23 protein-coding genes are annotated in these 21,873 nt (G+C 52.0%); 10 read left to right on the forward strand and 13 right to left on the reverse strand.

The genetic code is table 11. The features are described from left to right. Together dapD and L1D43_RS10940 are read left to right on the forward strand one after the other, a co-directional pair. A complete protein-coding gene (gene dapD / locus L1D43_RS10935) occupies positions 1–825 on the forward strand; it encodes a 2,3,4,5-tetrahydropyridine-2,6-dicarboxylate N-succinyltransferase (protein ID WP_041509274.1) in 825 nt (274 codons plus the stop codon). A gap of 210 nt (positions 826–1,035) precedes the next feature. Then, on the forward strand, positions 1,036–1,380 hold the full coding sequence (locus L1D43_RS10940) for a DUF3718 domain-containing protein (RefSeq protein ID WP_041509273.1): 345 nt from the start codon (positions 1,036–1,038) through the stop codon (positions 1,378–1,380). A 101-nt stretch (positions 1,381–1,481) separates the two neighbouring features. Here L1D43_RS10940 and purU read toward each other — a convergent pair whose 3' ends face one another. The 5 genes from purU to L1D43_RS10965 all read right to left on the reverse strand — a co-directional run bounded on the left by purU (position 1,482) and on the right by L1D43_RS10965 (position 5,785). Continuing rightward, on the reverse strand, positions 1,482–2,315 hold the full coding sequence (gene purU, locus L1D43_RS10945) for a formyltetrahydrofolate deformylase (RefSeq protein WP_239851558.1): 834 nt from the start codon (positions 2,313–2,315) through the stop codon (positions 1,482–1,484). A 29-nt stretch (positions 2,316–2,344) separates the two neighbouring features. Next, the gene (locus tag L1D43_RS10950) at positions 2,345–3,802 is read right to left on the reverse strand and encodes a PTS transporter subunit EIIC (protein ID WP_239851559.1); all 1,458 of its coding nucleotides are present in this window, start codon (positions 3,800–3,802) and stop codon (positions 2,345–2,347) included. Further along, positions 3,766–4,230 carry a flavodoxin gene (locus tag L1D43_RS10955; protein ID WP_041509270.1) on the reverse strand — a complete coding sequence of 155 codons (465 nt, stop codon included), beginning with the start codon at positions 4,228–4,230 and terminating at the stop codon, positions 3,766–3,768. The genes L1D43_RS10950 and L1D43_RS10955 overlap by 37 nt, the downstream gene beginning before the upstream one ends. Positions 4,231–4,635: 405 nt before the next feature. Beyond that, positions 4,636–5,457: a tRNA pseudouridine(65) synthase TruC gene (truC, locus tag L1D43_RS10960; protein WP_239851987.1), complete on the reverse strand. Its 822-nt coding sequence runs from the start codon at positions 5,455–5,457 to the stop codon at positions 4,636–4,638. A 10-nt stretch (positions 5,458–5,467) separates the two neighbouring features. Continuing rightward, the gene (locus L1D43_RS10965) at positions 5,468–5,785 is read right to left on the reverse strand and encodes a YqcC family protein (RefSeq protein ID WP_239851561.1); all 318 of its coding nucleotides are present in this window, start codon (positions 5,783–5,785) and stop codon (positions 5,468–5,470) included. A gap of 135 nt (positions 5,786–5,920) precedes the next feature. On the opposite strand from L1D43_RS10965, the gene L1D43_RS10970 reads away from it, so the two are divergent. Both L1D43_RS10970 and L1D43_RS10975 read left to right on the forward strand, forming a co-directional pair. Next, positions 5,921–6,934 carry a DUF3549 family protein gene (locus L1D43_RS10970; RefSeq protein WP_239851563.1) on the forward strand — a complete coding sequence of 338 codons (1,014 nt, stop codon included), beginning with the start codon at positions 5,921–5,923 and terminating at the stop codon, positions 6,932–6,934. After that, positions 6,931–7,320: a DUF3301 domain-containing protein gene (locus L1D43_RS10975; RefSeq protein WP_239851565.1), complete on the forward strand. Its 390-nt coding sequence runs from the start codon at positions 6,931–6,933 to the stop codon at positions 7,318–7,320. Before L1D43_RS10970 ends, L1D43_RS10975 begins: the two co-directional genes overlap by 4 nt. Positions 7,321–8,995: 1,675 nt before the next feature. Here the strand turns inward: L1D43_RS10975 and L1D43_RS10980 are convergent. Further along, entirely contained in the window at positions 8,996–9,295 is a 300-nt protein-coding gene (locus tag L1D43_RS10980) for a DUF962 domain-containing protein (protein ID WP_239851567.1), read from the reverse strand. Further along, positions 9,288–9,938 carry a GNAT family N-acetyltransferase gene (locus tag L1D43_RS10985; RefSeq protein ID WP_082035588.1) on the reverse strand — a complete coding sequence of 217 codons (651 nt, stop codon included), beginning with the start codon at positions 9,936–9,938 and terminating at the stop codon, positions 9,288–9,290. Before L1D43_RS10985 ends, L1D43_RS10980 begins: the two co-directional genes overlap by 8 nt. Positions 9,939–10,081: 143 nt before the next feature. Between L1D43_RS10985 and L1D43_RS10990 the strand changes: the two genes are divergently transcribed. Continuing rightward, positions 10,082–10,312, forward strand: coding sequence for a DUF2789 domain-containing protein (locus L1D43_RS10990; protein ID WP_239851568.1), 231 nt, complete (start codon positions 10,082–10,084; stop codon positions 10,310–10,312). A gap of 124 nt (positions 10,313–10,436) precedes the next feature. Here the strand turns inward: L1D43_RS10990 and L1D43_RS10995 are convergent, their stop codons facing one another. Continuing rightward, positions 10,437–10,808: a DUF3192 domain-containing protein gene (locus L1D43_RS10995; RefSeq protein ID WP_239851569.1), complete on the reverse strand. Its 372-nt coding sequence runs from the start codon at positions 10,806–10,808 to the stop codon at positions 10,437–10,439. 147 nt (positions 10,809–10,955) lie between these two features. On the opposite strand from L1D43_RS10995, the gene L1D43_RS11000 reads away from it, so the two are divergent. After that, the gene (locus tag L1D43_RS11000; protein ID WP_239851570.1) at positions 10,956–11,291 is read left to right on the forward strand and encodes a hypothetical protein; all 336 of its coding nucleotides are present in this window, start codon (positions 10,956–10,958) and stop codon (positions 11,289–11,291) included. After that, positions 11,291–12,064 (forward strand): Zn-ribbon-containing protein, encoded by a 774-nt coding sequence (locus L1D43_RS11005; RefSeq protein ID WP_239851571.1) that lies wholly within the window; start codon positions 11,291–11,293, stop codon positions 12,062–12,064. Before L1D43_RS11000 ends, L1D43_RS11005 begins: the two co-directional genes overlap by 1 nt. A gap of 80 nt (positions 12,065–12,144) precedes the next feature. Here L1D43_RS11005 and syd read toward each other — a convergent pair whose 3' ends face one another. Then, complete coding sequence (gene syd, locus L1D43_RS11010; RefSeq protein ID WP_239851572.1) at positions 12,145–12,807, reverse strand: SecY-interacting protein; 663 nt, start codon at positions 12,805–12,807, stop codon at positions 12,145–12,147. 60 nt (positions 12,808–12,867) lie between these two features. On the opposite strand from syd, the gene queF reads away from it, so the two are divergent. Continuing rightward, positions 12,868–13,725: an NADPH-dependent 7-cyano-7-deazaguanine reductase QueF gene (queF, locus tag L1D43_RS11015; protein ID WP_239851573.1), complete on the forward strand. Its 858-nt coding sequence runs from the start codon at positions 12,868–12,870 to the stop codon at positions 13,723–13,725. A gap of 27 nt (positions 13,726–13,752) precedes the next feature. Here the strand turns inward: queF and L1D43_RS11020 are convergent, their stop codons facing one another. Further along, positions 13,753–14,688: a LysR family transcriptional regulator gene (locus tag L1D43_RS11020; protein WP_239851574.1), complete on the reverse strand. Its 936-nt coding sequence runs from the start codon at positions 14,686–14,688 to the stop codon at positions 13,753–13,755. A gap of 116 nt (positions 14,689–14,804) precedes the next feature. Between L1D43_RS11020 and L1D43_RS11025 the strand changes: the two genes are divergently transcribed. Next, entirely contained in the window at positions 14,805–16,814 is a 2,010-nt protein-coding gene (locus L1D43_RS11025; protein ID WP_239851575.1) for an alkyl sulfatase dimerization domain-containing protein, read from the forward strand. Between the two features lie 274 nt (positions 16,815–17,088). Next, positions 17,089–18,279, forward strand: a complete 1,191-nt coding sequence (locus L1D43_RS11030; RefSeq protein WP_239851577.1) for an alginate export family protein — start codon at positions 17,089–17,091, stop codon at positions 18,277–18,279. 466 nt (positions 18,280–18,745) lie between these two features. Here the strand turns inward: L1D43_RS11030 and L1D43_RS11035 are convergent, their stop codons facing one another. The 3 genes from L1D43_RS11035 to L1D43_RS11045 form a co-directional block, all read right to left on the reverse strand. After that, on the reverse strand, positions 18,746–19,696 hold the full coding sequence (locus tag L1D43_RS11035) for a 4'-phosphopantetheinyl transferase superfamily protein (RefSeq protein ID WP_239851579.1): 951 nt from the start codon (positions 19,694–19,696) through the stop codon (positions 18,746–18,748). 114 nt (positions 19,697–19,810) lie between these two features. Continuing rightward, positions 19,811–21,124 (reverse strand): hypothetical protein, encoded by a 1,314-nt coding sequence (locus L1D43_RS11040; protein WP_239851580.1) that lies wholly within the window; start codon positions 21,122–21,124, stop codon positions 19,811–19,813. A gap of 19 nt (positions 21,125–21,143) precedes the next feature. Beyond that, complete coding sequence (locus tag L1D43_RS11045; protein ID WP_239851582.1) at positions 21,144–21,827, reverse strand: ABC transporter ATP-binding protein; 684 nt, start codon at positions 21,825–21,827, stop codon at positions 21,144–21,146. Between the last annotated feature and the right edge of the window lie 46 nt (positions 21,828–21,873).

Here is a 21,873-nt window from a genome sequence, read left to right on the forward strand (position 1 = left end):
ATGGAGGCTTTACGCCAACGTATAGAAGCAGCTTTTGAAGCTCGCGCAGATATCACCCCTACCACAGTCGAGCCGAGTGTTCGTGCCGACGTTGAGAAAGCCATCGCCATGCTGGACACTGGTGAAGCACGCGTTGCCGAGAAGATCGACGGCCAGTGGCATGTGCATCAGTGGCTGAAGAAAGCCGTATTACTCTCTTTCCGCATCTTCGACAACCAAGTGATCGACGGTGCAGAAACCAAGTTCTTCGATAAAGTACCGATGAAATTTGCCGACTATGATGAGGCGCGTTTCAAGCAGGAAGCGATCCGTGTGGTACCACCAGCTGCGGTGCGCAAAGGCTCATTTATCGGTAAAAATACCGTTCTTATGCCATCCTACGTTAACCTCGGCGCCTATGTCGACGAAGGCACCATGGTAGACACCTGGGCAACCGTAGGCTCTTGCGCCCAGATCGGTAAAAACGTTCACCTGTCAGGCGGTGTCGGTATCGGCGGCGTATTGGAGCCACTACAGGCTGGCCCAACTATCATCGAAGACAACTGCTTCATCGGTGCGCGCTCAGAGATCGTCGAGGGCGTAGTGGTCGAAGAAGGCAGTGTTATCTCTATGGGGGTATACATAGGCCAGAGCACCCGTATCTATGATCGTGAAACCGGCGAGATCCACTATGGCCGTGTGCCCGCGGGCTCGGTCGTGGTTTCTGGCACCCTGCCATCTCAATGTGGCAAATACAATTTATATGCCGCCATCATAGTGAAGAAGGTCGACGCCAAGACCCGCGGTAAAGTGGGTATCAACGAGCTACTGCGCATCGTCGATTAATCACTTTCGCGACCCAATTTAGAAAAGCCAGGTGATCGCCTGGCTTTTTTATTTCTTTAGGGATAAACAGACACATTCTGTTACTCCCAGACACAGTCAGATCCACTCCTCATATACCGATACATTTCGCGACAAATCGCTAACAGCTTTTCACTACATAAAGGGCTTTACTCATAATCGATCCCAACGGAAATATGCTAGGAGCACAAAATGAAAAAGTTACTAACGATTGCCGCCATCGCATTAGCCCCACTGGCTTTTTCTTCTCAAGCCGCCATGTCGCCTCAGATGGAAAAAACCTTAGTTGCCGTATGCAAGGCCGGTGCAAGCAACAACATGGTTGAATTTAGCAGTACACTCAGAGAGTATCGCATCAATAAGCAGCGCGTGTTCCCACGCTTGGTATGTAATGATCAGAGCTTCCATCAGTTTGCCCTGAGCAACGGCGCCGATCGCACCGCCGCCAAGATTGCCCCATACGCCCTAGGTACTGTGACCATTAAAGATATCGCCATGAATTATGGTGACCAAGATATCTTAGCCGTTAACTTCTAAACCAATAGCTAACGAGTCTAAGACAAAAGCTACGCTAGATTGCCGATAAAAAAAGAGCCTAAAGGCTCTTTTTTATTGGGGGTCGCTGATAAATAAGCTCGCTAAAACACAACCGTCTTATTGCCGTAGACAATCACCTCTTCTTGCAACACCAGTTGCAATGCCTTACTGAGGACACTCTTCTCGACATCCCGGCCACATCTGGCCAGCTCCTCGGCGCTGTAACTATGATCCACTGGGATAACGTCCTGCTTGATAATCGGCCCTTCATCCAGACAGTTATTGACGAAATGGGCCGTGGCACCGATGATCTTCACCCCTCGCTCCCACGCCTGGCGATAGGGAGAGGCACCAATAAATGCCGGCAGGAAAGAGTGATGGATATTGATGATACGATTGGGGTATTGCTCAACAAATTCAGGGGTCAATACCCGCATAAATTTCGCTAACACCAGGTAGTCTGGGTCATATTGCGCTATGACTGCTAGCATCTCCTGTTCATGTTCATGGCGGGTCTTGCCCTCGTGAGAGACACAGTAGAAAGGCACATCAAACTTGTCGGCCAGCGGCTTGAGCGTATCGTAGTTGCCAACGATAGCGGCTATCTCCACATCCAGACCACCATAGTAGGCCTTCATCAGGATATCCCCGAGGCAATGCGCCTCCTTGGTCACCATCACCACCACACGCTTCTTGCCCTTGACCACCAGCTTACGATGTCGCTGCTCAGGAAGCACCTCATCGATATCGGCCAAGAATTTCGCCTCATCGAACACCCCTTCCAACTCGGTGCGCATGAAGAATCGCCCCTGAGCATTATCGACAAATTCACTATTCTTAACGATATTGAGCCCGTGGGCATAACAAACACCCGTGATCTTAGTGATAAGTCCTGGTGCGTCGGCACAATCTGTGATTAATACTCTCTGTTGCATCTTCTCTACCTCTTAATGTCAAAATCTCACTATTTGTGCCTATCTAGATAGCGTTGCAGTAAACGCCTGATACTCTCCGCTTTCGTGCCATAAACCAGCTGAACACCGTTTCCGACTAACACCACCCCCTTAGCCCCTAGCTGATTAAGCTGAGCCTTGTCCACCAACTCGGCATGCTTCACGCTGATACGCAGCCGTGTCAGACAGGCGGTTAACTCATTGATATTATCCTGCCCCCCCAGGGCGGTGATCATGGAGATCAGGCCGGCCCGCTGGCCGCTCCCCGCCTCCATGCGTCCCGGCGTCTTGAGGTTAAAGGCCAATATGGTGCCGCGAAACACCAGGTAATAGATAACCGCCGTGATGGGACCGAGGATCAAAAACCATTCTACATTTCTGGACTGTCCCAGCAATAGACTGAAATCGACTAAGCCATGGGAAAACACCACGCTGTGGTGGATATCCAGCGAAATCGTCACCGCATAGGCAATCCCCGTCATCAGGGCGTGCAGGATAAACAGCAGCGGGGCGACAAACATGAAGGCAAACTCGATGGGCTCGGTGACCCCTGTCAGCCAACAGGCGGTGGCCGCCGACAGCATGATACCAGCCACCCGGTTGCGCTCATGTTTATCGGCGCAGCGCCAGATGGCCAGCGCCGCCGCGGGCAGCCCCCACATCTTAATCAGGTAGCCACCAGCCAGGTTACCGGCCTGCGGATCTCCCGCCAGGTAGCGGGCCACCTCTCCCCTTACCCATTCATCGCCATTAAAGTATTGCCCCATCTCCAGGTAGAAAGGCGCATTCCAGATGTGATGTAACCCAAGGGGGATCAGCAGGCGTTCCACCATGCCGTATACGGCAAACGCCGAGGCGGGTTCCTGATAAACGGCCCAGTTAGAGATCTGCTCAATCCACTGTGAAAGCAAGGGCCACAACAGCAGAAACAGATAGGCCAATAAGATAGCCATGGGCAGCATCATCAGGGGCGCCGAACGACGCCCTTCAAAGAAAGAGAACACCGCAGGCAAACGTATGCGCTCGCTATGTTTGACCGCAAAACAGGTAAAGGCCCCGACCATCATGCCACCGGCAATCCCTGTGTCTATGGTGGCTTGCCCCAAGATCATCTCGGTGGGCAAGTGATGGATCTTCGCCAGGGCCGACAGGCTAGAGAAAAATACCCCATAACCGAATACGGCGCTAAAGGCGGCAATCCCCTGATCTTTGCAGAAACCTATGGCTATGGTAACGGCAAACAGCATGGGCATCATGGAGAAAACCAGGTTGCCTACTGTCCACATTAGGGTAGCAAGATCGGCCGAAATAAAGGGGATGGGATTAGTCGCCAGGCCTATCATCACCCCCGCGGCGGGCAAGATGGCGATAGGCAGCAGCAGCGCTTGGCTCAGCCGCTGGGCAAACTTAAACCATTGACGACTGATCCGACTTAATCGGCCGCGCGGTCGTTGATGAGTTGGGTCCATTGGGTTAACCATGCTTTTGCTTCTACTTCCGGCTCCATCGTCTCACAGGCATCTATCTTAAGCAGTTCGCCTATGCGTGTGCCACCAAGCTCAGTCAACAACTCATCGAAACGTATGCCGGCAAAACAGAAGGTCTCGTAACTCGAGTCCCCCAGCGCCACCATGCCATATTCGAGTTTAGGCAAATAGGGCGCCTCGCCCCTCAGGGTCTCAAACCAAGGGCTGATATCATCGGGCAGATCGCCCTGGCCCGTAGTAGAGGTCACCACCAGCAGCAACTCATCCTCGGGTGGTACGAAACCATTGAGCGTCTCAGGCGTCATCAGAGTAACCTGGATATCTTTGGCCATCAGCTCTTCTTGCAGGGTCTCGGCAACAAACTGCGCATTACCATAGACAGTTCCATATACCAGATTCACTTTTCTCATGTTTTACTTAGCCCTTAGCGCATTATTTACTTATACTCTAAACATACTTTATTGAAAGCTTGATAGCTACACTAGGTTATTGAGTTTCAAGGATCAATTAGATGCGACACTCGAGCCGACAGAAACATCTAAAGCATGTTCACCGCAGCGCGCACATCAGGCGCATGTGTTATTTCAGAACCGTTCAGTCCCTCTCGCTCAATCCGCATCCCCCATCAGAAACAGACGCCCCCGAAGAGAAACTATCCCCCCTCTCGGCAATCAAATCGGCCTGCGCACTGGTAAAGTAACCACAGGCCCTTAGCCTTGAGCAACAGAAGTTTTGCTTTGAGACATTCTGTTTTCGAGGCTAGATGCTAGAAACTAGACGTTAGACATTAGAAGTTAGCGATTAGACGTTAAAGGTTAAGCCTCACAGATTAGCTGCGCAGCTTCGCCGCTCAGCAGTGTATCGTCCCACCCCAGTAGCTGAAACAGCGCCAACCACTCACTCTCTAACTCTGCCTCTACCGCAATTCGCTCGCCACTTCGCGGATGATTAAATTCCAGCTTCTTGGCAATCAGCCACAAACGATTGATGCCACTATGCTCACGCATGAAACGGTTCTGTTTGCCGTCGCCGTGAGTAGTGTCACCTATGATGGGGTGACGCAGATGTGCCATGTGCCGGCGTAGCTGATGCTTACGCCCCGTATGGGGAGTTAGCTGAACCAAGGCATAGCGACTGGTGGCGTATCGGCCTGAGGGATAAGGGATCTCACAGTTGAGCAAGGGGCGATAGCTTGTCTGCGCCTCCTGCGCCGCCTTATTGGGATCGACACCTTTGTCGCCCAGCTCATCGAGTTCCTGCTTCAAAGGATAGTCCAGCAGCCCAGGCTCGTGCATATTGCCCCTGACCAAGGCGATATAATGCTTTTGCACCGACTTACTGGCGAACTGTTCGCACAGCTGATTCGCCATCTCACTGCTCTTGGCAAACAGCAATACGCCAGAGGTCGGCCTATCGAGACGATGAACGGGGAAGACGTGGCAGCCCACCAGATCCCGCGTCATCTGCATGGCAAAATATTTCTCCCGCCTCGCCAGATAACTGCGGTGTACCAGCAGGCCGGCAGGTTTATGGATAGCGACCAGGTCGTCATCTTCGTAGAGGATCTCGATTTTCGGTGCCACTTCGACTGTGGTGCTGTCATGATCACCGGCTAGTTGCTCGGTAAGATTTTCCATAGGTTCAGGATTAATTGGATCCACTCAAATGCTCATCTAATTGATTAATAATGTTGATTAAAGCTTGCATCTCGCCCCGCCCCTGCCACACATACTCAGCCATGGGGCCTAAAGCTATCTGACTGGGTAGCGTGCCATTGACCGCCATGATCTCGCCCATCTTGGGCAGAAAGATAAACTGTAGCCACTGCTCAAAGGCCATGGACTCGCAGGCAAAGGGGGTCGGGTCGGCCATCGCCTCGACGGAGGGCGGCTCGTCTTGCCACAGTTGCAGTCGTTTCAATTCGGCTTCGATAAGCCTTAGCTGTTTTTCGGTATAGAGAGACACACTTTCCTCAATGATATCTTTCCCCGCGGCGCCTAGGCCTGCGAGCTAATTCGGCCGAAATTGTACCATCTCACCTGACTTCTCCCTATAATAAGCGCCATTTAATCTGTTCCCTGTAAGCAAGACGGCATTCTAATGACTGAAATTACCACTCTTACTCAATTTCTCAGCACGGCTAACACCCAATTCCAAGTCTATGATCTCGGCCGCCGTGTACAGCATATCGACATGATGGCCTTCTCCCAAATTGAGGCACTCCAGACGCCTTATCCTTCGCCTATCCAAGGTCATGCCCAATTTGCCATCGTCTTCTGGGACGACTCCAACCAACACTTCATCTGGTTCTTAAAGCTCCCCCTGGATGAACGTGGCCTACTCTCACCTGCCCCGAGAACCCAGTTTATTCGTATGGTGATTGAGGCGCTGGGCAGCGATCCGACCCAGGCACTCTCACAAGATCAGCAAGACAAGCTCGCCAACCATCCCTTCGCCTTCAAACCGAGTGCGGAGAAACTGGCGCTGTTCAACGCCTTGGTGCGTAAACAGCTGGGCCTACCTGCCTCGGCGCAATATGAATTTGCCTATCAATACCTATCGGGGCAGGTTTCGCCTGAGCGTTGGCAAGATGTGGGCTTACAGGGATTAGCCGACATCTGCGTGCGCGCCACGGCGCTCGACCACAGTGAGCAGCTGCTTAACGCCTTTGAGCACAGCGCTGACGAAGTCAAGGTAGCCCTGTGCCAACAGCTAGAGCACATCAGCCTCAAGGCGCCCTTAGCCGAGCGGCTGCTTGGGGCGTTTTATCAAGCCAGTCCCGAACAGAGACTCTACTATCTGCGCGCCCTAGCCTCGGCGCCAGCCCTGGCACAGCAAGCGATACAGTACCTGGATGAGCAAGATGCTTTGGATGACAACGCCTTGATCACCATAGCGGGCCGAAATTGGACCGCATTAAAAGACGATCGGACTCGCAAGATCTATCTCGAGGCCTTAGCAAAACAACCCCAGGGCTTCTTTAACCAGATCTTTGCTGATATTGTGGCAATTCCAGCGATACGAACTCAACTCTTGATGGCATTAAGAGACAGCGAGCGCAGCCAAGCCCTCGCCAATGCCATAGGTGGACTCTTTAGGGTGACCAAAGCATGATGACAGACTTTTTAATGATCGCCGCGCTGGTGATCATTGCCGCCTTCTTCTGGCAGCTAAGACAGATGGCCGAGCTGAGCCGGATGTTCGCTAGCAGTGAATGCAAGAAGCAGCGAGTACAGCTCCTGGCTATCGCCATGGAATCGGCCCGTCCCAGCATTGGCGGCACTAGCGGACTCACCTGGAAAGCCAAGTTCTTGATGGAGTTCAGTACCGACGGTATCAATCAATATCGTGCACATATCTGGATGCATGGTAAGAAGATAGAAAAAATTCAGTGGCCCATCTTTCCCGAGCCGGAATGGCTGGAAGCCCCTGAGGCAAGAGGCTCGGTCGGCGGCAGCTGTGGCAGTCGTGGCGGTTGCAACTCTGGCGGCTGTAAATAAGCGATCAAGTTCACCTCTAAGGCTGATCCACAATAGTGCTCAGCCAGCCGCAATGCCTTAATCAAAGAACTTTGACCAAGATACTTTAATCAAGGCGCCTAAATCGAGGCGCCTCTGATGACAAATAAGGCTCACGGATAGAAATTCTCTATATGGCGCAGATAAAGAAAAAGCGCAGCTCAATTAAGAGCCGCGCCTTCTGTCTTTTTCGCTAAGCAATCCAGCTATTTAAGTGCTCCCTGCTCCATCCTTGCGAATTTATGCTCCTTGCATCTTCCTTGGTCCTTCCGTTCCTTGTACCTTTTAGCACTTGCGTACTTAGGTACCGTCCCTTTGCTTGGTCATCCATTTACCAAGTTTGCTTAATCCTTAAGCATGTCCAGTCTCGTCCTTGGGATTCCTTTCCTACACTCCTTGTCATCTGCCATCCTAGGCAGATATCCATCATCCTTGAGTGTTTGGCCTTCCCTAGTTGTCGACTCTTCCGTGAGTTGCCATCCTTGTACCATCCTTGCCATCATCATCCTGATGATGATTAGGTCGTCCTGACCCTTCCTTATCCATTCATCCTTGAACACTGTTAATTCTAGCGCCCTTGTCGCCCAATAATAGAGTCGGAAAAAGTTCTGCTTAGCTGGTCACATTATTGCCATCTCAATAAAAATAGATAAACACATGAATTTAATGACAAATAAAGACTGATACAGATATAAATAGCAGGCCGTCAGCTTTATCTCTCACATCAATGTAAGAGATGTCTCACACGGCGGCGGGCACTTTTTGTGAGTTAAGGCTAACACCTGCAAAACCTTTCGTTTCGTGCGCCCAGGCCTAGGGCTTAGATAGCCCAAAGAGATTAACCCAAAAAAGAAAAGGCGCACCATAAGTGCGCCTTTCTATACTCTTGTGTTAGCCATCCTGCTATCACCTTGCTCCCTGCATCATCCTGATCACATCGGCTTCCTGCCGTCTCCAGTTCCTGAGACATCCTATCTTTTTCTTCCCTGGGTGGTCGACTCATTCAACCACGCTCCCACATCCTATGGGCTCCGGCGCTTCCTGCCGCTATCCTTTTATGCTTACGCTTACCTGTTCCCTAGTAAGTTGTCCTTTGGTTACACTCGTATCCCTTGAGTGAATATCCATTTCGCGATGATCCGTATCGCCTATCGTCCTAAAGCATCCTGCTCTCGTCCCTGATAAGATTCTCGCGTCCTCGACAATCTTGCTCTTCCTTGGCCTGCTATTCCTTAGCTTTGGCTATCCTTTGCCTTCACATTGCTTAAGTAAGCTTCTTAACTTAATTTCAGTATACTGGGCGCAGCGCCAGAATGTACGCCTCTGAAAACGACCTTAAACCGATTAATTTTCAAACAAAGCAAAAGTTAAGCATAAAATATTGAATATAAAGATTATTTAAGTATCCGCAGGAGAAAACAGGGGGTAGATAAGGAGGAAGACTCACATACTTGTAAGCGATCTCTCACAAACAGCTTGGCAAATTGTGAGTCGCCTGTGCCATAGTGCGATTTTCAAAGACCTTCTCTGAACCAATTTAGCGCCTCTAAGCCAAGCGCTGTACCCCCGTTTATTAACCAGGAGCCACGAGCTTAATCTGCCGCGAGATAACTGACATCAGTTAGACCACCTTAAGACAGCGTTATTGACCAAGCAATCATCGACGCCCGGTAAGCCACTGGGCCAACATCACCCAATCGGCAATGAAACTGTAGAAGGGATACTCAAAGGTCGCAGGCCTATTTCGCTCAAACACGAAATGTCCTATCCAGGCCGCACCATAGCCCAAGATGGGCAGCAGCCACAGCATCCAATAATTGCCCAGCACAATAGCCATGACTAAGAGTGCGACCACCGACAGGCTACCGACATAATGCAAGGTGCGGCACCTGGGATCTCTATGCTGCGACAGATAAAACGGATAGAAATCCCAAAAGCTGGTATAGCGTTTACTCAATTTCGGTGCTCCGATAGAAAAGCAGCTCCCCCGGCACACCACCGATAACGAGGCGCTCGATGGGCGCAAAATCCATAGAAGAAAAGAGATGAGCATGCTCGTCCTGTGTCACGTAAACCCCAACGCCTTCGAGCTCGGGTTGCTCATCACACCAGCTCATTACCGCCTGAATCAAACGCTTACCTAACCCCTTATGCTGCTCGATCGGGGTGACGGCAATGAACTGCAATATGCCGCATTGAGTGCTGGGCAGATGCTCGAGGATCGAAGACTCTTTCTTCATCAGCGCCTGGGTCGACTGCCAACCGGCGCTTAACAACATCTTGAGGCGCCAATGCCAATATCTGGCTTCCCCTAAAGGCACCTGTTGGGTCACGATACAGGCCAAACCAATCAGGCGTTCCTCCTCAAACAGGCCGATCAAAGCCTGCTCCTCTTGCCAGAGGGTATGCAGTTCCTCGCGAATAGCCCCACGCAGCTTCTGTTCATATTGCGCCTTGTCTCCCTTATGCAGGGCGGCAATAAAGAAGGGATCATCATGGTAGGCGTTATAGAGAATCGAGGCGGCGACACGTAGGTCTTCGGCGGTTAAATAGACAGCTTTATAGGTTTCATTAACAGGTGGGGTAGCTGTTGTCATCATTGCTGTTATTCCTTGATCTAGATCAACATTGTCCAATGTAACAAGCTCGTAAAAAAGTGCAAACTTTAATCGATTCGAAACTTTATCAATTTATTGCATACTAAATAGGAGCACCTCATTACTACTAACAAGCGAGGGATAAGATGGATATAACACAACCCGATCTAGCCAGCTTATTTGATCAACTCGGCCTGCCGAGCGACCCCGATGCCGTAGAGGCTTTTATCAAGCAACATTCCATCGCCGCGGAGATCCATATTGCCGAGGCGCCCTTCTGGTCTCAAGCCCAGAAGCACTTTTTAGCCGAGGCCTTAGCAGAAGATGCCATGTGGACAGAGGTGATCGATCATCTCGATGCCCAGCTTAGAGCCTAGGCTATAGAGCTAAAGTATCACCTTATAGCGCAACGAACTAAAGCCGCAAAAAGGCTTAACACCAAAAGGCCTAAACAAAAAAGGCAAGCCAAGTTGGCTTGCCTTTAAAGGTTAACTTATTCCATTACATGTTGTGGTAGGCCTTCTCGCCCCAGCCCACGACGCGGTTATCCGTGATCACGATAGGTGTACATTCATCCTTAGTGGTCGTGCCATCTTCGCGCGTACGCTGGGTACGATAGTAGAGTACGTTGACCGTCTTATCTTGCTTGGTATAGGCCTCATTAAAATCGGCAGTGCCCATCAATGTCATCACCTGGTCGCGGGTCATCCCCAAAGATAACTTAGACAGATTAACGCGGTTCTGCTCCTGCACGCGCTCCCAAGAATTACCCGTGCTCCATCCCTTGTCGCCTTCGCCCACATTCAATACACACCCGGATAGCGCTAAACTGGTGGCGCCTAAGACCAATGCTGTTGTTAATTTTGTTTTCACTTTCACGTCCTGTTTATCTATTATAACTGGATTCAGGTAAAGCAAAGCTTATGCCAAACAGACATATTTATATTTATCAACACCTTAAAATAAATTTGATTTTTAATTTATGTCAGCCAAGCTAAAAAGTAAGGAATTTCACCAATCATGAGTCCTCTCGAACAGGTGCTGGTCGCCGCACGAAAATTGAGTCTGGCGGGTAAGCCCCCCAGCCTGGCCTTAATCAAGGCGAGTCTCGGCAACTCACTTCCCATGCCCGTACTGGTACAAGGGTTACAACGCTTTAAATCCATGTCGGCCGACGAACAGTCGGCGATAGTGGTTAGCGCAGCGGCACCTGTACCAAGTATTCAGAGTGCAGAGGCGGCGCCGAGTCTTGCCCATCTGGCACAGCAGGTCGCTAAGCTCACTGCCACTCAAGAGATCTTGATTGAACGTATCACTGAGCTCGAAGCCAAATTAAACGACAAGGGTGATTGCTGATGCACGTGGTGGAACTCAGATTTGAGTGTTTTGACAACACCACCATCACGACCGCCGAGCGTGCCATTAATGGTCTGCTCGAAGCCTACCGCGCCAATGGTCAGGTATTGGGACGCGAATTTGCCGTGGCCTTCAACGAAGGTGAATTCAGGGTGCGTCTGCTGTTACCGGAAAAGAGCAGCCTGGCCAAACGTTTCAACAGCCCCTGGGTCAACTATGCCCTCGAAGAACTCACCGAGGCCAAACTGCTGCATCCAAGAGAAAAATATATCGGTCAGGATATCAACTCTGAGGTGAGCAGCACTGAGACACCCAGCTGGCAACTACTCTATACCAGCTATGTGCATATGTGCTCTCCGCTGAGAAATGGTGATACCCTGCAGCCCATTCCCTTGTATCGACTCCCGGCGACCTTTAACGGCGATCACAAGCGGGTGATCAAGTGGCAAACCGAATGGCAGGCCTGTGATGAATTGCAGATGGCGGCGGCCACTAAGGCAGAGTTTGCCGCCTTAGACGAGCTGAGTCAGTGCGACAGCGACCTGTTTCGTCGCGGCTGGGATCTGCGTGGACGCATCGAATACCTCACCAAGATCCCTACCTACTACTATCTCTATCGTGTAGGGGGCGAGAGTCTGGCCGCCGAACAGCAAAGACCCTGTCCACGTTGTGGTAACCCCCACTGGCTACAGGAGACACCGCTGCTGGATCTGTTCCACTTCAAATGCGATAACTGCCGTATCGTCTCCAACATCTCCTGGGATCACCTCTAACCTAGGCGCCGCTTCACCCAAGACGCTTAGCCGATATAAGCCTTTGCGAAGAGACTCTCTCTAACGCCAGGCTGAACTCTTTACCCTTTAGCGCGCAGATGACGCCACATGGTCTTGAGTCGCTGCCAGATCCCGGGATGATCCGTCTCGGGCATAGCGACTTCGACCGGTTTCTGCGGCGGACAGACTCGCGGGCGAAGAGAAGCAATAAAATCCTCCAGGCTATCGGCCAGTTGACGATGAGGCTGCTCACCCGGGATCTCTATCCAGACGCTGCCATTCTCGTTCTCCACCACCAACATCTCGTCGCCTTCCCCCAGCACGCCAATAAACCAGGTTGCAGGCTGTTTCAGCTTCTGCTTCATCATCAGATGGCCGATGAGATTTTGCTGTAAGTATTCAAAATCTTGCTGGTTCCAAGGCTGTAGTAGCTCCCCTTCGCCAAAGTCCGACTCAAACATCAGCGGCGCCGAAAAATAGCGACCATAGAAGGCCTGTATGCTCGGATGCAATTTGATGGAGAGCGCGTGCTCTATGTTGTCGAACTGACCCTGGCTGTCGCGTCTTACCGCCTGCCACTGCACCGAGCGCTCGGGTGAGGCATCGACCTTCTCCTGATCACAGGCCAAAACGCAGGGAGAGGCTTCCCCTAGCGGGAAATAGCGGGGAGATTCCCCCAATTTGTCGCTATAAGCTTGATGATAAAGCGTAAAAAATTGATCCAGTGCAGGCAAAGAAGACACTTAGCAGTTACCCGAATTTTAAGTATAATGTGCGCCTATTTTGACATGGAAAAACGATTGATGACACAGGTTCATGACCCTTATCGCGACGCCCCCGCGTTGTCCAAACTGACCTTAGGTAAATCGACTGGCTATCAGGCCCAATACGATGCCTCCCTGCTACAAGGCGTGCCGCGCCAGCTAAACCGGGATGCCATCGCCTTAGGCGATACCCTGCCCTTCCATGGCGCCGACATCTGGACCGGCTATGAACTCTCCTGGTTAAACGCCAAAGGCAAGCCCATGGTGGCCATTGCCGAGTTTATCCTCGACTTCAACAGCGACAACCTGATCGAGTCCAAGTCTTTCAAGCTCTATCTCAACAGCTTCAACCAGACCCGCTTCGAATCCATCGAGCAGGTTCAGCAGACTTTAGCCAAGGATCTGTCGGCCTGCGCCGGCGGTGAGGTGGTGGTGAAAATCATCGAGCCAAAGCAGTTCGTCCATCAGCGCGTCGTGGAACTGCCTGGCACCTGCATCGACGATCTGGATATCGAGATCGACAGCTATGAATTCTCTAGCGATTATCTTATCGATAGTACGGATGACAAGAGCGTGGTGGCCGAGACACTCACCTCTAACCTGTTGAAGTCTAACTGCCTGATCACCTCTCAGCCCGACTGGGGCAGCGTGATGATCCGTTACCAGGGCCCTAAGATAGATCGCGAGAAATTGCTGCGCTATCTTATCTCTTTCAGGCAGCACAATGAATTTCACGAGCAGTGTGTCGAGCGTATCTTCGTCGACCTCAAGCGCCTGTGTCACTGCGCCAAGCTGACCGTCTATGCCCGCTACACCCGCCGCGGTGGCTTAGACATTAACCCCTATCGCAGCGACTTCGAAAATCCACCGGAAAACCATCGACTGGCGCGCCAGTGATCCGTTGAATGCGTAAATAAGCCCGCACTAAGCGGGCTTTTTATTGCCCTGACGATGCTGCGCCTGTAGCAGGCTCACCAGCGTCTGGCGCAGCCACAGATTGGCAGGATTCTGAGCGAGCCGTTTTGACCACAGCATATAGATATTCAGTGGCTTGGTCTCAAAGGGGGGCTCAAACACCTGCAGCTTAAACAGTTCGGCATATTCCCTGGCGTAAGACTCGGTCACAATGGCTAGGGCATCACTCTTCGCCGCCGTGGCTATCATGCTCAATAGCGAAGACTGCTCACAATACACCTTACGCTCCGGCAGCACCTGAGTCGTCAGCATATCTACCACCTTGAGGTTAAAACGCCTGAGGTTGAAGATGATATGCTTCTCCGCAAAATACTGCTCAAAACTCAGACTCCCCTGAATGCGAGGATGCAGCTGGCGCGCCACACAGACGATGCGCTCTTGCAATATCTGGGCAACGTCGAAGCCAGCTTCCTGTGGCTTAGAAACATCGATAGCCAGATCCACCTTTTCAGTTTGCAGATCTTTCAAAAAATCCTGCTCCTGCACCGGCGCTTCCTTAAAGATGATCTCCACCCGCATCTCACTGAGGTGTTCCTCAGCCGCCGCCTGAAGTAGCTCAATGATGGTGTCGTTGGCATAAACGGTGAAGGTTCTCTGGCTCAACTTAGGATCGAAAGCCTCCAGGCCTGCAACCAACTGCTCGATTTCAGCCAAGGGTCCGGCGAGATGCCGATACAGATTCAGCGCCGCGGCCGTGGGTTTAACACCTCTTCCCACACGCACAAACAGGGCTTCGCCAACCCTGGCCTTCAGGCGGGCAATGGCATTACTGACCGAGGACTGAGTGAGATCCAGTTCCTCAGCCGCCTTGCTAAAGGACTCGGTACGACAGACGACGGCAAACACCCTTAACAGGTTCAAGTCTAGTGGTTTACGTTGCGGCATAGGCCCTAATACTATTTATAATATAAATATTACAAAGCAGGTTACCCCTAATTATTTAACAGCTCAAGCGCCATATACTGACCTCATCGATTAAAAAACCAGCTAAGGGTCAGACCATGAAAAAGACACCATTAACGCTTTGCCTGCTCGCCGCATTATCCAGCAACGCCCAAGCCGCCCAACATGAACACGACCACATCAGCGTCGGTTATCAGGGTAAGGCCGCAACTGCCCACACCAAAGAGGCTAATCAGGCACTGGCACAGCAACTCAACTTTGCCGACACGGCCGCCTTCGAGGCGTCTAGTGCCAAGCTGATTGCCGAGTTGGATAAGACGACTGCCGCCATTCTGCGCGCCGACTTTACCTTTCTCGGCGACGAGGCGCCAGACACCATCAACCCATCGCTGCATCGTCAGGCAAGGCTCAACATGGTCGCCAACGGACTGTACGAAGTGCGTGATGGCATCTATCAAGTCAGGGGGACAGATCTCGCCAACCTGACCCTTATCCGAGGGAAAACCGGCTGGATTGCCTATGATGTCTTACTCACCAAAGAGGCCTCAATGGCATCGATACAGTTTGCCATGAAGCACCTGCCCAAAGATGGCGATCTCCCCATCGTCGCCATGATCTACTCGCACAGTCATGCGGATCATTTCGGCGGCGCCAGGGGCGTGCTGACGCTTTACCCAGACGTCAAAGTCTACGGCTCTCATAACATCACCAAGGAGATCGTCGACGAGAACGTGCTGGCCGGCAACGCCATGAGCCGCCGCGCCGCCTACCAATATGGTGCTACCTTAGGGAAACATGAACACGGTATCGTCGATGCCGCCCTCGGTAAGGGGATCTCCAAGGGGGAAATCACCTTCGTCAAACCCGACTATACGCTCAACGCTGACGCTAAGTGGCAGACACTGACGATAGATGGCCTGGAGATGGTCTTCATGGATGCCTCTGGCACAGAGGCGGCATCGGAGATGATCACCTACATTCCGTCGATGAAGGCCCTGTGGTCGGCTGAGCTCACCTATCAAGGCATGCATAACATCTATACGCTGCGCGGCGCGAAGGTGCGTGATGCACAAAAATGGTCTAAAGATATCAATGAGATGATTAATGCCTTCGGGGATGAGGTGCAGGTGCTCTTCTCCTCCCATTCGGCGCCCATCTGGGGTAACGGCGCCATTAATGATTTCTTACGCCTACAAAGGGACAACTATGGTTTCATCCACAACCAGACCCTGAGACTGGCCAACCAGGGCGTCAGCATTCAGGATATCGGCGACGCGATTCAAGAGGTGCTCCCCGCCGCCATCGAGCAGGCCTGGCATACCAAGGGCTACCACGGTACCTATAGCCACAATGCTAAGGCGGTATACAACATGTACCTAGGCTACTTCGACATGAACCCGGCCAACTTGAATCCGCTGCCGACTTCGCCCGAAGCCGTAAAGTTTGTCCACTACATGGGGGGCGCCGAACAGGTGATGGCGAAGGCCAGCCAAGACTATGCCCAGGGTGAGTATCGCTTCGTCGCCACCGTGCTTAACAAACTGGTGACGGCAGAGCCAGACAATCAATCCGCTCGCGATCTGCTCGCCGATACCTATGAACAGCTGGGCTACCAGGCCGAAGGCGCAGGATGGCGTAACATCTACCTGACCGGGGCCCAGGAACTGAGGATGGGAATTCAACCTGGCACGCCAAAGACGGCATCGGCAGATGTGCTAAGTGAGATGGCTCTCTCGACCCTTTTCGACTTCCTGGCGGTGAAGATAGATAGCCTCAAGGCCGAGAAACTGGGCCGGATCAGCCTGAATGTGATCACCCCTGACGAGTCGAATGTCCTCTATGTCGAACTGAGTAATGGCAACCTAAGCAACATCCAGATTAACCAGCCCAAGGTCGCCGATGCCACGCTCACCATCAACAAAACCGACATCACCCGGATATTGCTAGGTCAAACCCAGTTAGCTAAGCTGCTACAGCAGGGAGAAGCCAGCATGACAGGCGATCAGCAGGCCTTTAACAAAATCGCCTCGACCATGGTGCAGTTTGATCCTAATTTCGAAATCGTCCCGCTGGGAAAACGCGAACATAAACATGATTCACAGCCATAGCTTAGTATCTTACTAACTTGATTTAACCAAACGCCAAACTTAGCCGGTTTGGCGTTTATCCCTTCAACCCGGTTAATGCAAAAAATATTATTAAGTATTAACTAAAAATACTACTTTAGAGATACCTCTAAATTAGTATAAGCTCATGATCTTAATCACAATTATTGACACAAAAACTTAATCACCGTGTAACATTGTTTTAGATCAACAAATTGATCCTTTTGCAGTCCTATAACAGCTGGTGAGCAATGACCAAACAAAAGGATCACAATTAATGAAACTTCATGCCCTCAGCCTTGCCGTGCTTGCCAGCTTATCCGCCTCTGCCCTTGCGACAGAGAGCGTCGATCCGCTGAAGAAGGCCTTTATCGACGATTCTAAGGTAAACGTACAATTTCGCCTGCGCTATGAAGATGTGGATGTCGCCAATGTCGACGAGCAAAATCAGACCACACTGCGTACCCGCCTGACCTATCAAACCGGTGATATTTATAATCTATTTGCCTTGGCAGAAGTGGATGATGTGCGCTCTACCGATGATGAGCCTCTCATTGCCGACTACGAATATACCCAGATCAATCAGGCCTTCATCGGTTATCGAGGCCCGGCTAACACCCTGGCTCAATATGGTCGCCAACGTATCTTGCTCGATAACCAACGCTTCGTCGGTGGTGTAGGCTTCCGTCAAAATGAGCAGACCTATGACGCCTTCTCGGTAAAAAATACCGCCGTTGAAGGACTCACAGCTTACTATGCCTATGTGAATAACGTTAATCGCATCTTCCCCGAAGGTTCGGGCAAAGACGAGCACAAGAACGAGACTCACCTGGTTAACGTTAACTACAAAGGGCTAGAGTTCGTTAAGCTCAGCGGTTATGTCTACCTGATCGATAACGTCAATGTTGCCGCCTTCTCGACCGATACCTATGGTGTGCGCGCGACCGGCGACATCAAGCTAGATAAACTTAAGTTCAACTATGAGGCAGAATATGCCCAGCAGTCTGAAGCGGGCGACAACCCTGTAAGTTACTCGGCCTCATACTACAAGCTAGGCGCTGGGGTTAACTTCGACGCATTCGGCGCTAAAGTGGGCTACGAAGTATTGGGTTCAGACGATGGTAAGGCTGGCTTTATCACGCCACTGGCGACTCTGCACGCCTTTAACGGCTGGACAGATAAGTTCCTCTTCGGCGGTAAGGGCAACTGGGAAAACGGTATCGTAGATACTCATCTTATTGTGACCGCAAAGGTTGCGGGCCTGAAACTCCTCGCCAAGTATCACAAGTTTGACTCTGACTATGGTGATGTCGACATGGGTAAGGAATGGGGCGTATCGGCGACCTATCCTTTCGCCAACCACTATAGCGTGGGTCTGAAATATGCCAGCTTCAGCGGTGCCGATGAGGGTTACGCCTTCTCTAACGACACAGACAAGCTATGGCTAACCTTCCAGGCAAAGTACTAAATCAGAAGTACTAAGCCAATTTCCTATCGCCCAAGGCGGGCGATAGGCGCTAGTACTCCCTGAATTGCAACAGCTTTGCAGGAATGCCAATTTTAACCTTGGTTTTCCTGCTTTTTTCTGTCTACCGCTGTCGATTCAGGCTGCTTCACTCTATCAAAGCCTAATAAACCCAGACTATATCCTAGGGTCTGTTGATCTTTGCCGTTTATTTTTGCAGCAGTTTGAAGGTGATTTATACAAGGCAGAGTCCGTGTATTGTAGTTATTCTACATGAGCGGGCAATAACGCCGTAGAAATGGCCTACAAAAGCTGCCCGAAGGGTTCATCTAAACGCGCCTTGCCCTTTGTTGCCTGCTATTTACATAGAATAACTATGCCGCACAGCATGCGCCTTGAGCAAAATGCGTTTAGATCGAACAAAAATTAAACCTGAAAGATAAACAGACCCTAGAGCTAAGAATAAAAGCTATTCGGCCAGCAACAAGGCCTGCGCACTCACCATCTCACAACGTAACGCCAGAGGCTGTGTCGAGGAGAGACTCAGCGCAAAACGATACTCATCATCGAGTTGCCCCAGCATACTTTGCCAGCCAGCGGCAGGCCGAGCCAATTGCTGGCTGTCGCTGGCATCGGCTTGGTCAGCATTTTCTCCGACGAGAAACAGGCTCACAGCCTCTTCTATCCAGGCTTGTCGGGCCGCTGAGCCATTAAAATTTAGCGCCTGATGCGGGGCATCACTCAAGGCGAAATAGAAAGACTTGAGAGAGAGTGCCAGCCCCAACCCCTTGGCCTTGATGTATGACTCTTTCAATGCCCAGAGATCAAAGAATCGCAGACGCTGCCGCTCAGGTGGCAAGGCCAGCAGGGCGTCTCGCTCCTGGTGGGTAAAGTAATGGTTTAGGATGGCGTGAATATTGGTGTTGACGCGTAGACGCTCGATATCGACGCCCAGTTCCAGCGCCCAGACCTGTTGCTCTGACCCTAAAGCTGCTGATTTTAAGGACTTAGACGCTAACGGCTTAAATGCTAGCGTCTTGGGCAATCGAGCGATCGCCAATAGCATATAATCGCCGCTGTGACTCAGGTTAAACACCAGACGGCTGCGCTGAAAAAGCGCCTTACTCAGCACAGGCTTGCCCTTATCCAGATAATCGAAACGCCACTCTGTGGGGGCGATAAGATCACCGGCTTCACCATTCAGGCGCTCATGGGCCTGCGACAGCAGCAGGCGCAGATAGCATCTGACCAAGAGTCCCTTCTCTCTGGCGGACGCCATTCGATAACGCGTCACTTTCTGCTGCTCATCCAACGGCAGGGTGTCAAGCAGGCGCGCCTGCTGCTCGGCGCTGAAACCGGGCAAATTCAATGGGCAGAGATAGAGATGTACGGGAATAGCGTCCCCAGTGACCTTGTTCAACTCGGTTAATGTCCTACTTGATAAGTTGGCCAAGCCTACCATCGACGGCCTAGGAGCACCACCTGAGCCGCTAAAATAGGCCTCTCTTTGAAACCTAGCTCCGATGCAAACCAGCTAAAAGCTCCACTTGAGCTGCAGATAGCCTAAGGTGGACGCCGACTGGCCGAAGAGGCTCGCAGTCGAGCCATCGAAGCGCTGTGCGATCAGGCTAAGCTGCCAATCGTCTGCCAGCGAATACTGATAGGTGACGCCCACAAAGAAGGAGCCATCATCATAGTAGCTGGCATTGCTGCTCAGGCGGCTGAGGGGCGTGATGTCAAAGCCGACATCCAGATAATAGGTCCAGGTCGTAAAGCTCAGGGTACGCGCCGAAAGCGGCAGATTAAGATAGAGTAAGGCACTGTCGGCGCTCAGGGGCGACGAGATATAGAGGGCGGCGCCCAGTACGCGCCAGTTGACATCACTGGCGAAGCTGTAATCCATCTCAAGCGTCGCCACTGTGCTGGCCCTCAGCGCCTGTGGCTGCATTTTATCCTGAGCCTGAGTCTGGATCTGAATAAGTATCTGTGGCCCGCTCAACTCAGGTGAAAGCCTCGCTCCTCCCGAATCATAGATAGGGTCAAAATAGCTCAACTCGCCCCGTAGCCCGGCGCCAAAAAGATCGCCGGCAAACCCGCCACCGAACACCCTGTCATCGCAGGTCTCGCCGATGATCAGCTGCCAATCCCAGCCTAGGTTATAGCCAAAAATGTCATCGCCAAGAACGCTATGCCCGAGATAGCGTCCGGCATACTGGCGATTAGTACGATCAGTGGCTGTGGTTAGCCCTTCATCCCCCTGGCTATAGACAAGCTCCAGTTGACTGGCATAACCCAGTTGATGGCTAAGCTTAATGGCATCGACGCCCCGGCGCTCTGGATAGTCGACATCATAGATGGAATAGGCGTTGAAGATATCATTGGGGTTCCAAAGGGTACTCATGGCCCAGTTGACCCTAAAGCGGCCTGCGGTTAGCTCCCACTTGTCAGCAAACTGCCAGCTCAGGTAGGCACGATCTAACTGACTATTGCCGATCCAGTCGCCACTCTCTAGCCAGTTGGCAGACAGATCCCAGTAGCCAGGATCCCTCGAGACTAGTTCGCCATAACCCGGCAGGCTGGTGGTGTCACCCGCCATGAGACGATTGCGCAGCCCTACGTTGACCCTGACTCTTTTCCAGCGATACTCGGCATCGATACGATTATGCAGCAGGCCGTCCCACAACTTGTCGCCCTGCTCTGGCGCAACCAAAGAGCCCAGATAACTCACATAGCCTTTGACCTGCCAGGGCTGCTCGGGCGCAACGCCGGGAATGGGCGAAGCTAATGCCACTAGGCTCGACTGAGCCGCGAAGAGGCAGACGACGGCAGCCAAGCATGGCCTTAGCATAAGCACTCAGCCGCCCGATTCATTGACGGCGATCCTCGACCAGGCGGCCATCTTCAAACACTATCACCCGCTTGGCTCTGGCGATCACCCGTGGATCATGGGTCGAGAAGATAAAGGTGGTGCCCTCCTGCTCATTTAAGCTCTGCATGATATCTAAAAGCTCGGCGGTGCTCTTGGCATCCAGGTTGGCCGTCGGTTCGTCAGCCATCACGAATCTGGGTCTCGGGGCCAGGGCACGCGCCACCGCAACCCGCTGCTGTTGGCCACCCGACAGCTTGGCAGGGATCTTGTCCTTCTGGTCGGTCAACCCCACCTGAGTCAACAGTGCCATGGCGCGCTCGCGGCACTCTGCCTCACTGTGACCCTGTAGCTGCATGACAAACTCTACATTCTCTAGCGCCGTCAGTACGGGCAGCAGGCTGTAGTCCTGGAAAATGAAACCCACATGGTCGCGGCGAAAGGCGATCAGCGCCTGCTCGCTCAGTCGGGTGATATCCTCACCGTCAATCAACACGGCGCCACTCGTCGGGCTATCTATTCCGCCTATCATGTTGAGCAGCGTCGTCTTGCCCGACCCGGAAGGCCCCATGATGGCGACAAACTCTCCCTGGGCTATGGTGAGATCCAGCGATTTTACCGCGGCCACCGGAAAGTCACTCTCGGGGTTATAGATCTTAGTTAGTGCTTGAATCGCTATGGTCATGAAATACGCTGACTCCTTTCTCTAATGAGTCTCACCCAAATTTCCC

Source organism: Shewanella sp. Isolate8 (assembly GCF_022398495.1).
GTDB classification, from domain to species: domain Bacteria; phylum Pseudomonadota; class Gammaproteobacteria; order Enterobacterales; family Shewanellaceae; genus Shewanella; species Shewanella aquimarina.

Coding starts and splice junctions, on each gene's coding strand:
- dapD (WP_041509274.1), top strand. CDS start 1: ATGGAGGCTTTACGCCAACGTATAGAAGCAGCTTTTGAAGCTCGCGCA.
- L1D43_RS10940 (WP_041509273.1), top strand. CDS start 1,036: ATGAAAAAGTTACTAACGATTGCCGCCATCGCATTAGCCCCACTGGCT.
- purU (WP_239851558.1), bottom strand. CDS start 2,315: ATGCAACAGAGAGTATTAATCACAGATTGTGCCGACGCACCAGGACTT.
- L1D43_RS10950 (WP_239851559.1), bottom strand. CDS start 3,802: ATGGACCCAACTCATCAACGACCGCGCGGCCGATTAAGTCGGATCAGT.
- L1D43_RS10955 (WP_041509270.1), bottom strand. CDS start 4,230: ATGAGAAAAGTGAATCTGGTATATGGAACTGTCTATGGTAATGCGCAG.
- truC (WP_239851987.1), bottom strand. CDS start 5,457: ATGGAAAATCTTACCGAGCAACTAGCCGGTGATCATGACAGCACCACA.
- L1D43_RS10970 (WP_239851563.1), top strand. CDS start 5,921: ATGACTGAAATTACCACTCTTACTCAATTTCTCAGCACGGCTAACACC.
- L1D43_RS10975 (WP_239851565.1), top strand. CDS start 6,931: ATGATGACAGACTTTTTAATGATCGCCGCGCTGGTGATCATTGCCGCC.
- L1D43_RS10985 (WP_082035588.1), bottom strand. CDS start 9,938: ATGATGACAACAGCTACCCCACCTGTTAATGAAACCTATAAAGCTGTC.
- L1D43_RS10990 (WP_239851568.1), top strand. CDS start 10,082: ATGGATATAACACAACCCGATCTAGCCAGCTTATTTGATCAACTCGGC.
- L1D43_RS11000 (WP_239851570.1), top strand. CDS start 10,956: ATGAGTCCTCTCGAACAGGTGCTGGTCGCCGCACGAAAATTGAGTCTG.
- L1D43_RS11005 (WP_239851571.1), top strand. CDS start 11,291: ATGCACGTGGTGGAACTCAGATTTGAGTGTTTTGACAACACCACCATC.
- queF (WP_239851573.1), top strand. CDS start 12,868: ATGACACAGGTTCATGACCCTTATCGCGACGCCCCCGCGTTGTCCAAA.
- L1D43_RS11020 (WP_239851574.1), bottom strand. CDS start 14,688: ATGCCGCAACGTAAACCACTAGACTTGAACCTGTTAAGGGTGTTTGCC.
- L1D43_RS11025 (WP_239851575.1), top strand. CDS start 14,805: ATGAAAAAGACACCATTAACGCTTTGCCTGCTCGCCGCATTATCCAGC.
- L1D43_RS11030 (WP_239851577.1), top strand. CDS start 17,089: ATGAAACTTCATGCCCTCAGCCTTGCCGTGCTTGCCAGCTTATCCGCC.
- L1D43_RS11040 (WP_239851580.1), bottom strand. CDS start 21,124: ATGCTAAGGCCATGCTTGGCTGCCGTCGTCTGCCTCTTCGCGGCTCAG.
- L1D43_RS11045 (WP_239851582.1), bottom strand. CDS start 21,827: ATGACCATAGCGATTCAAGCACTAACTAAGATCTATAACCCCGAGAGT.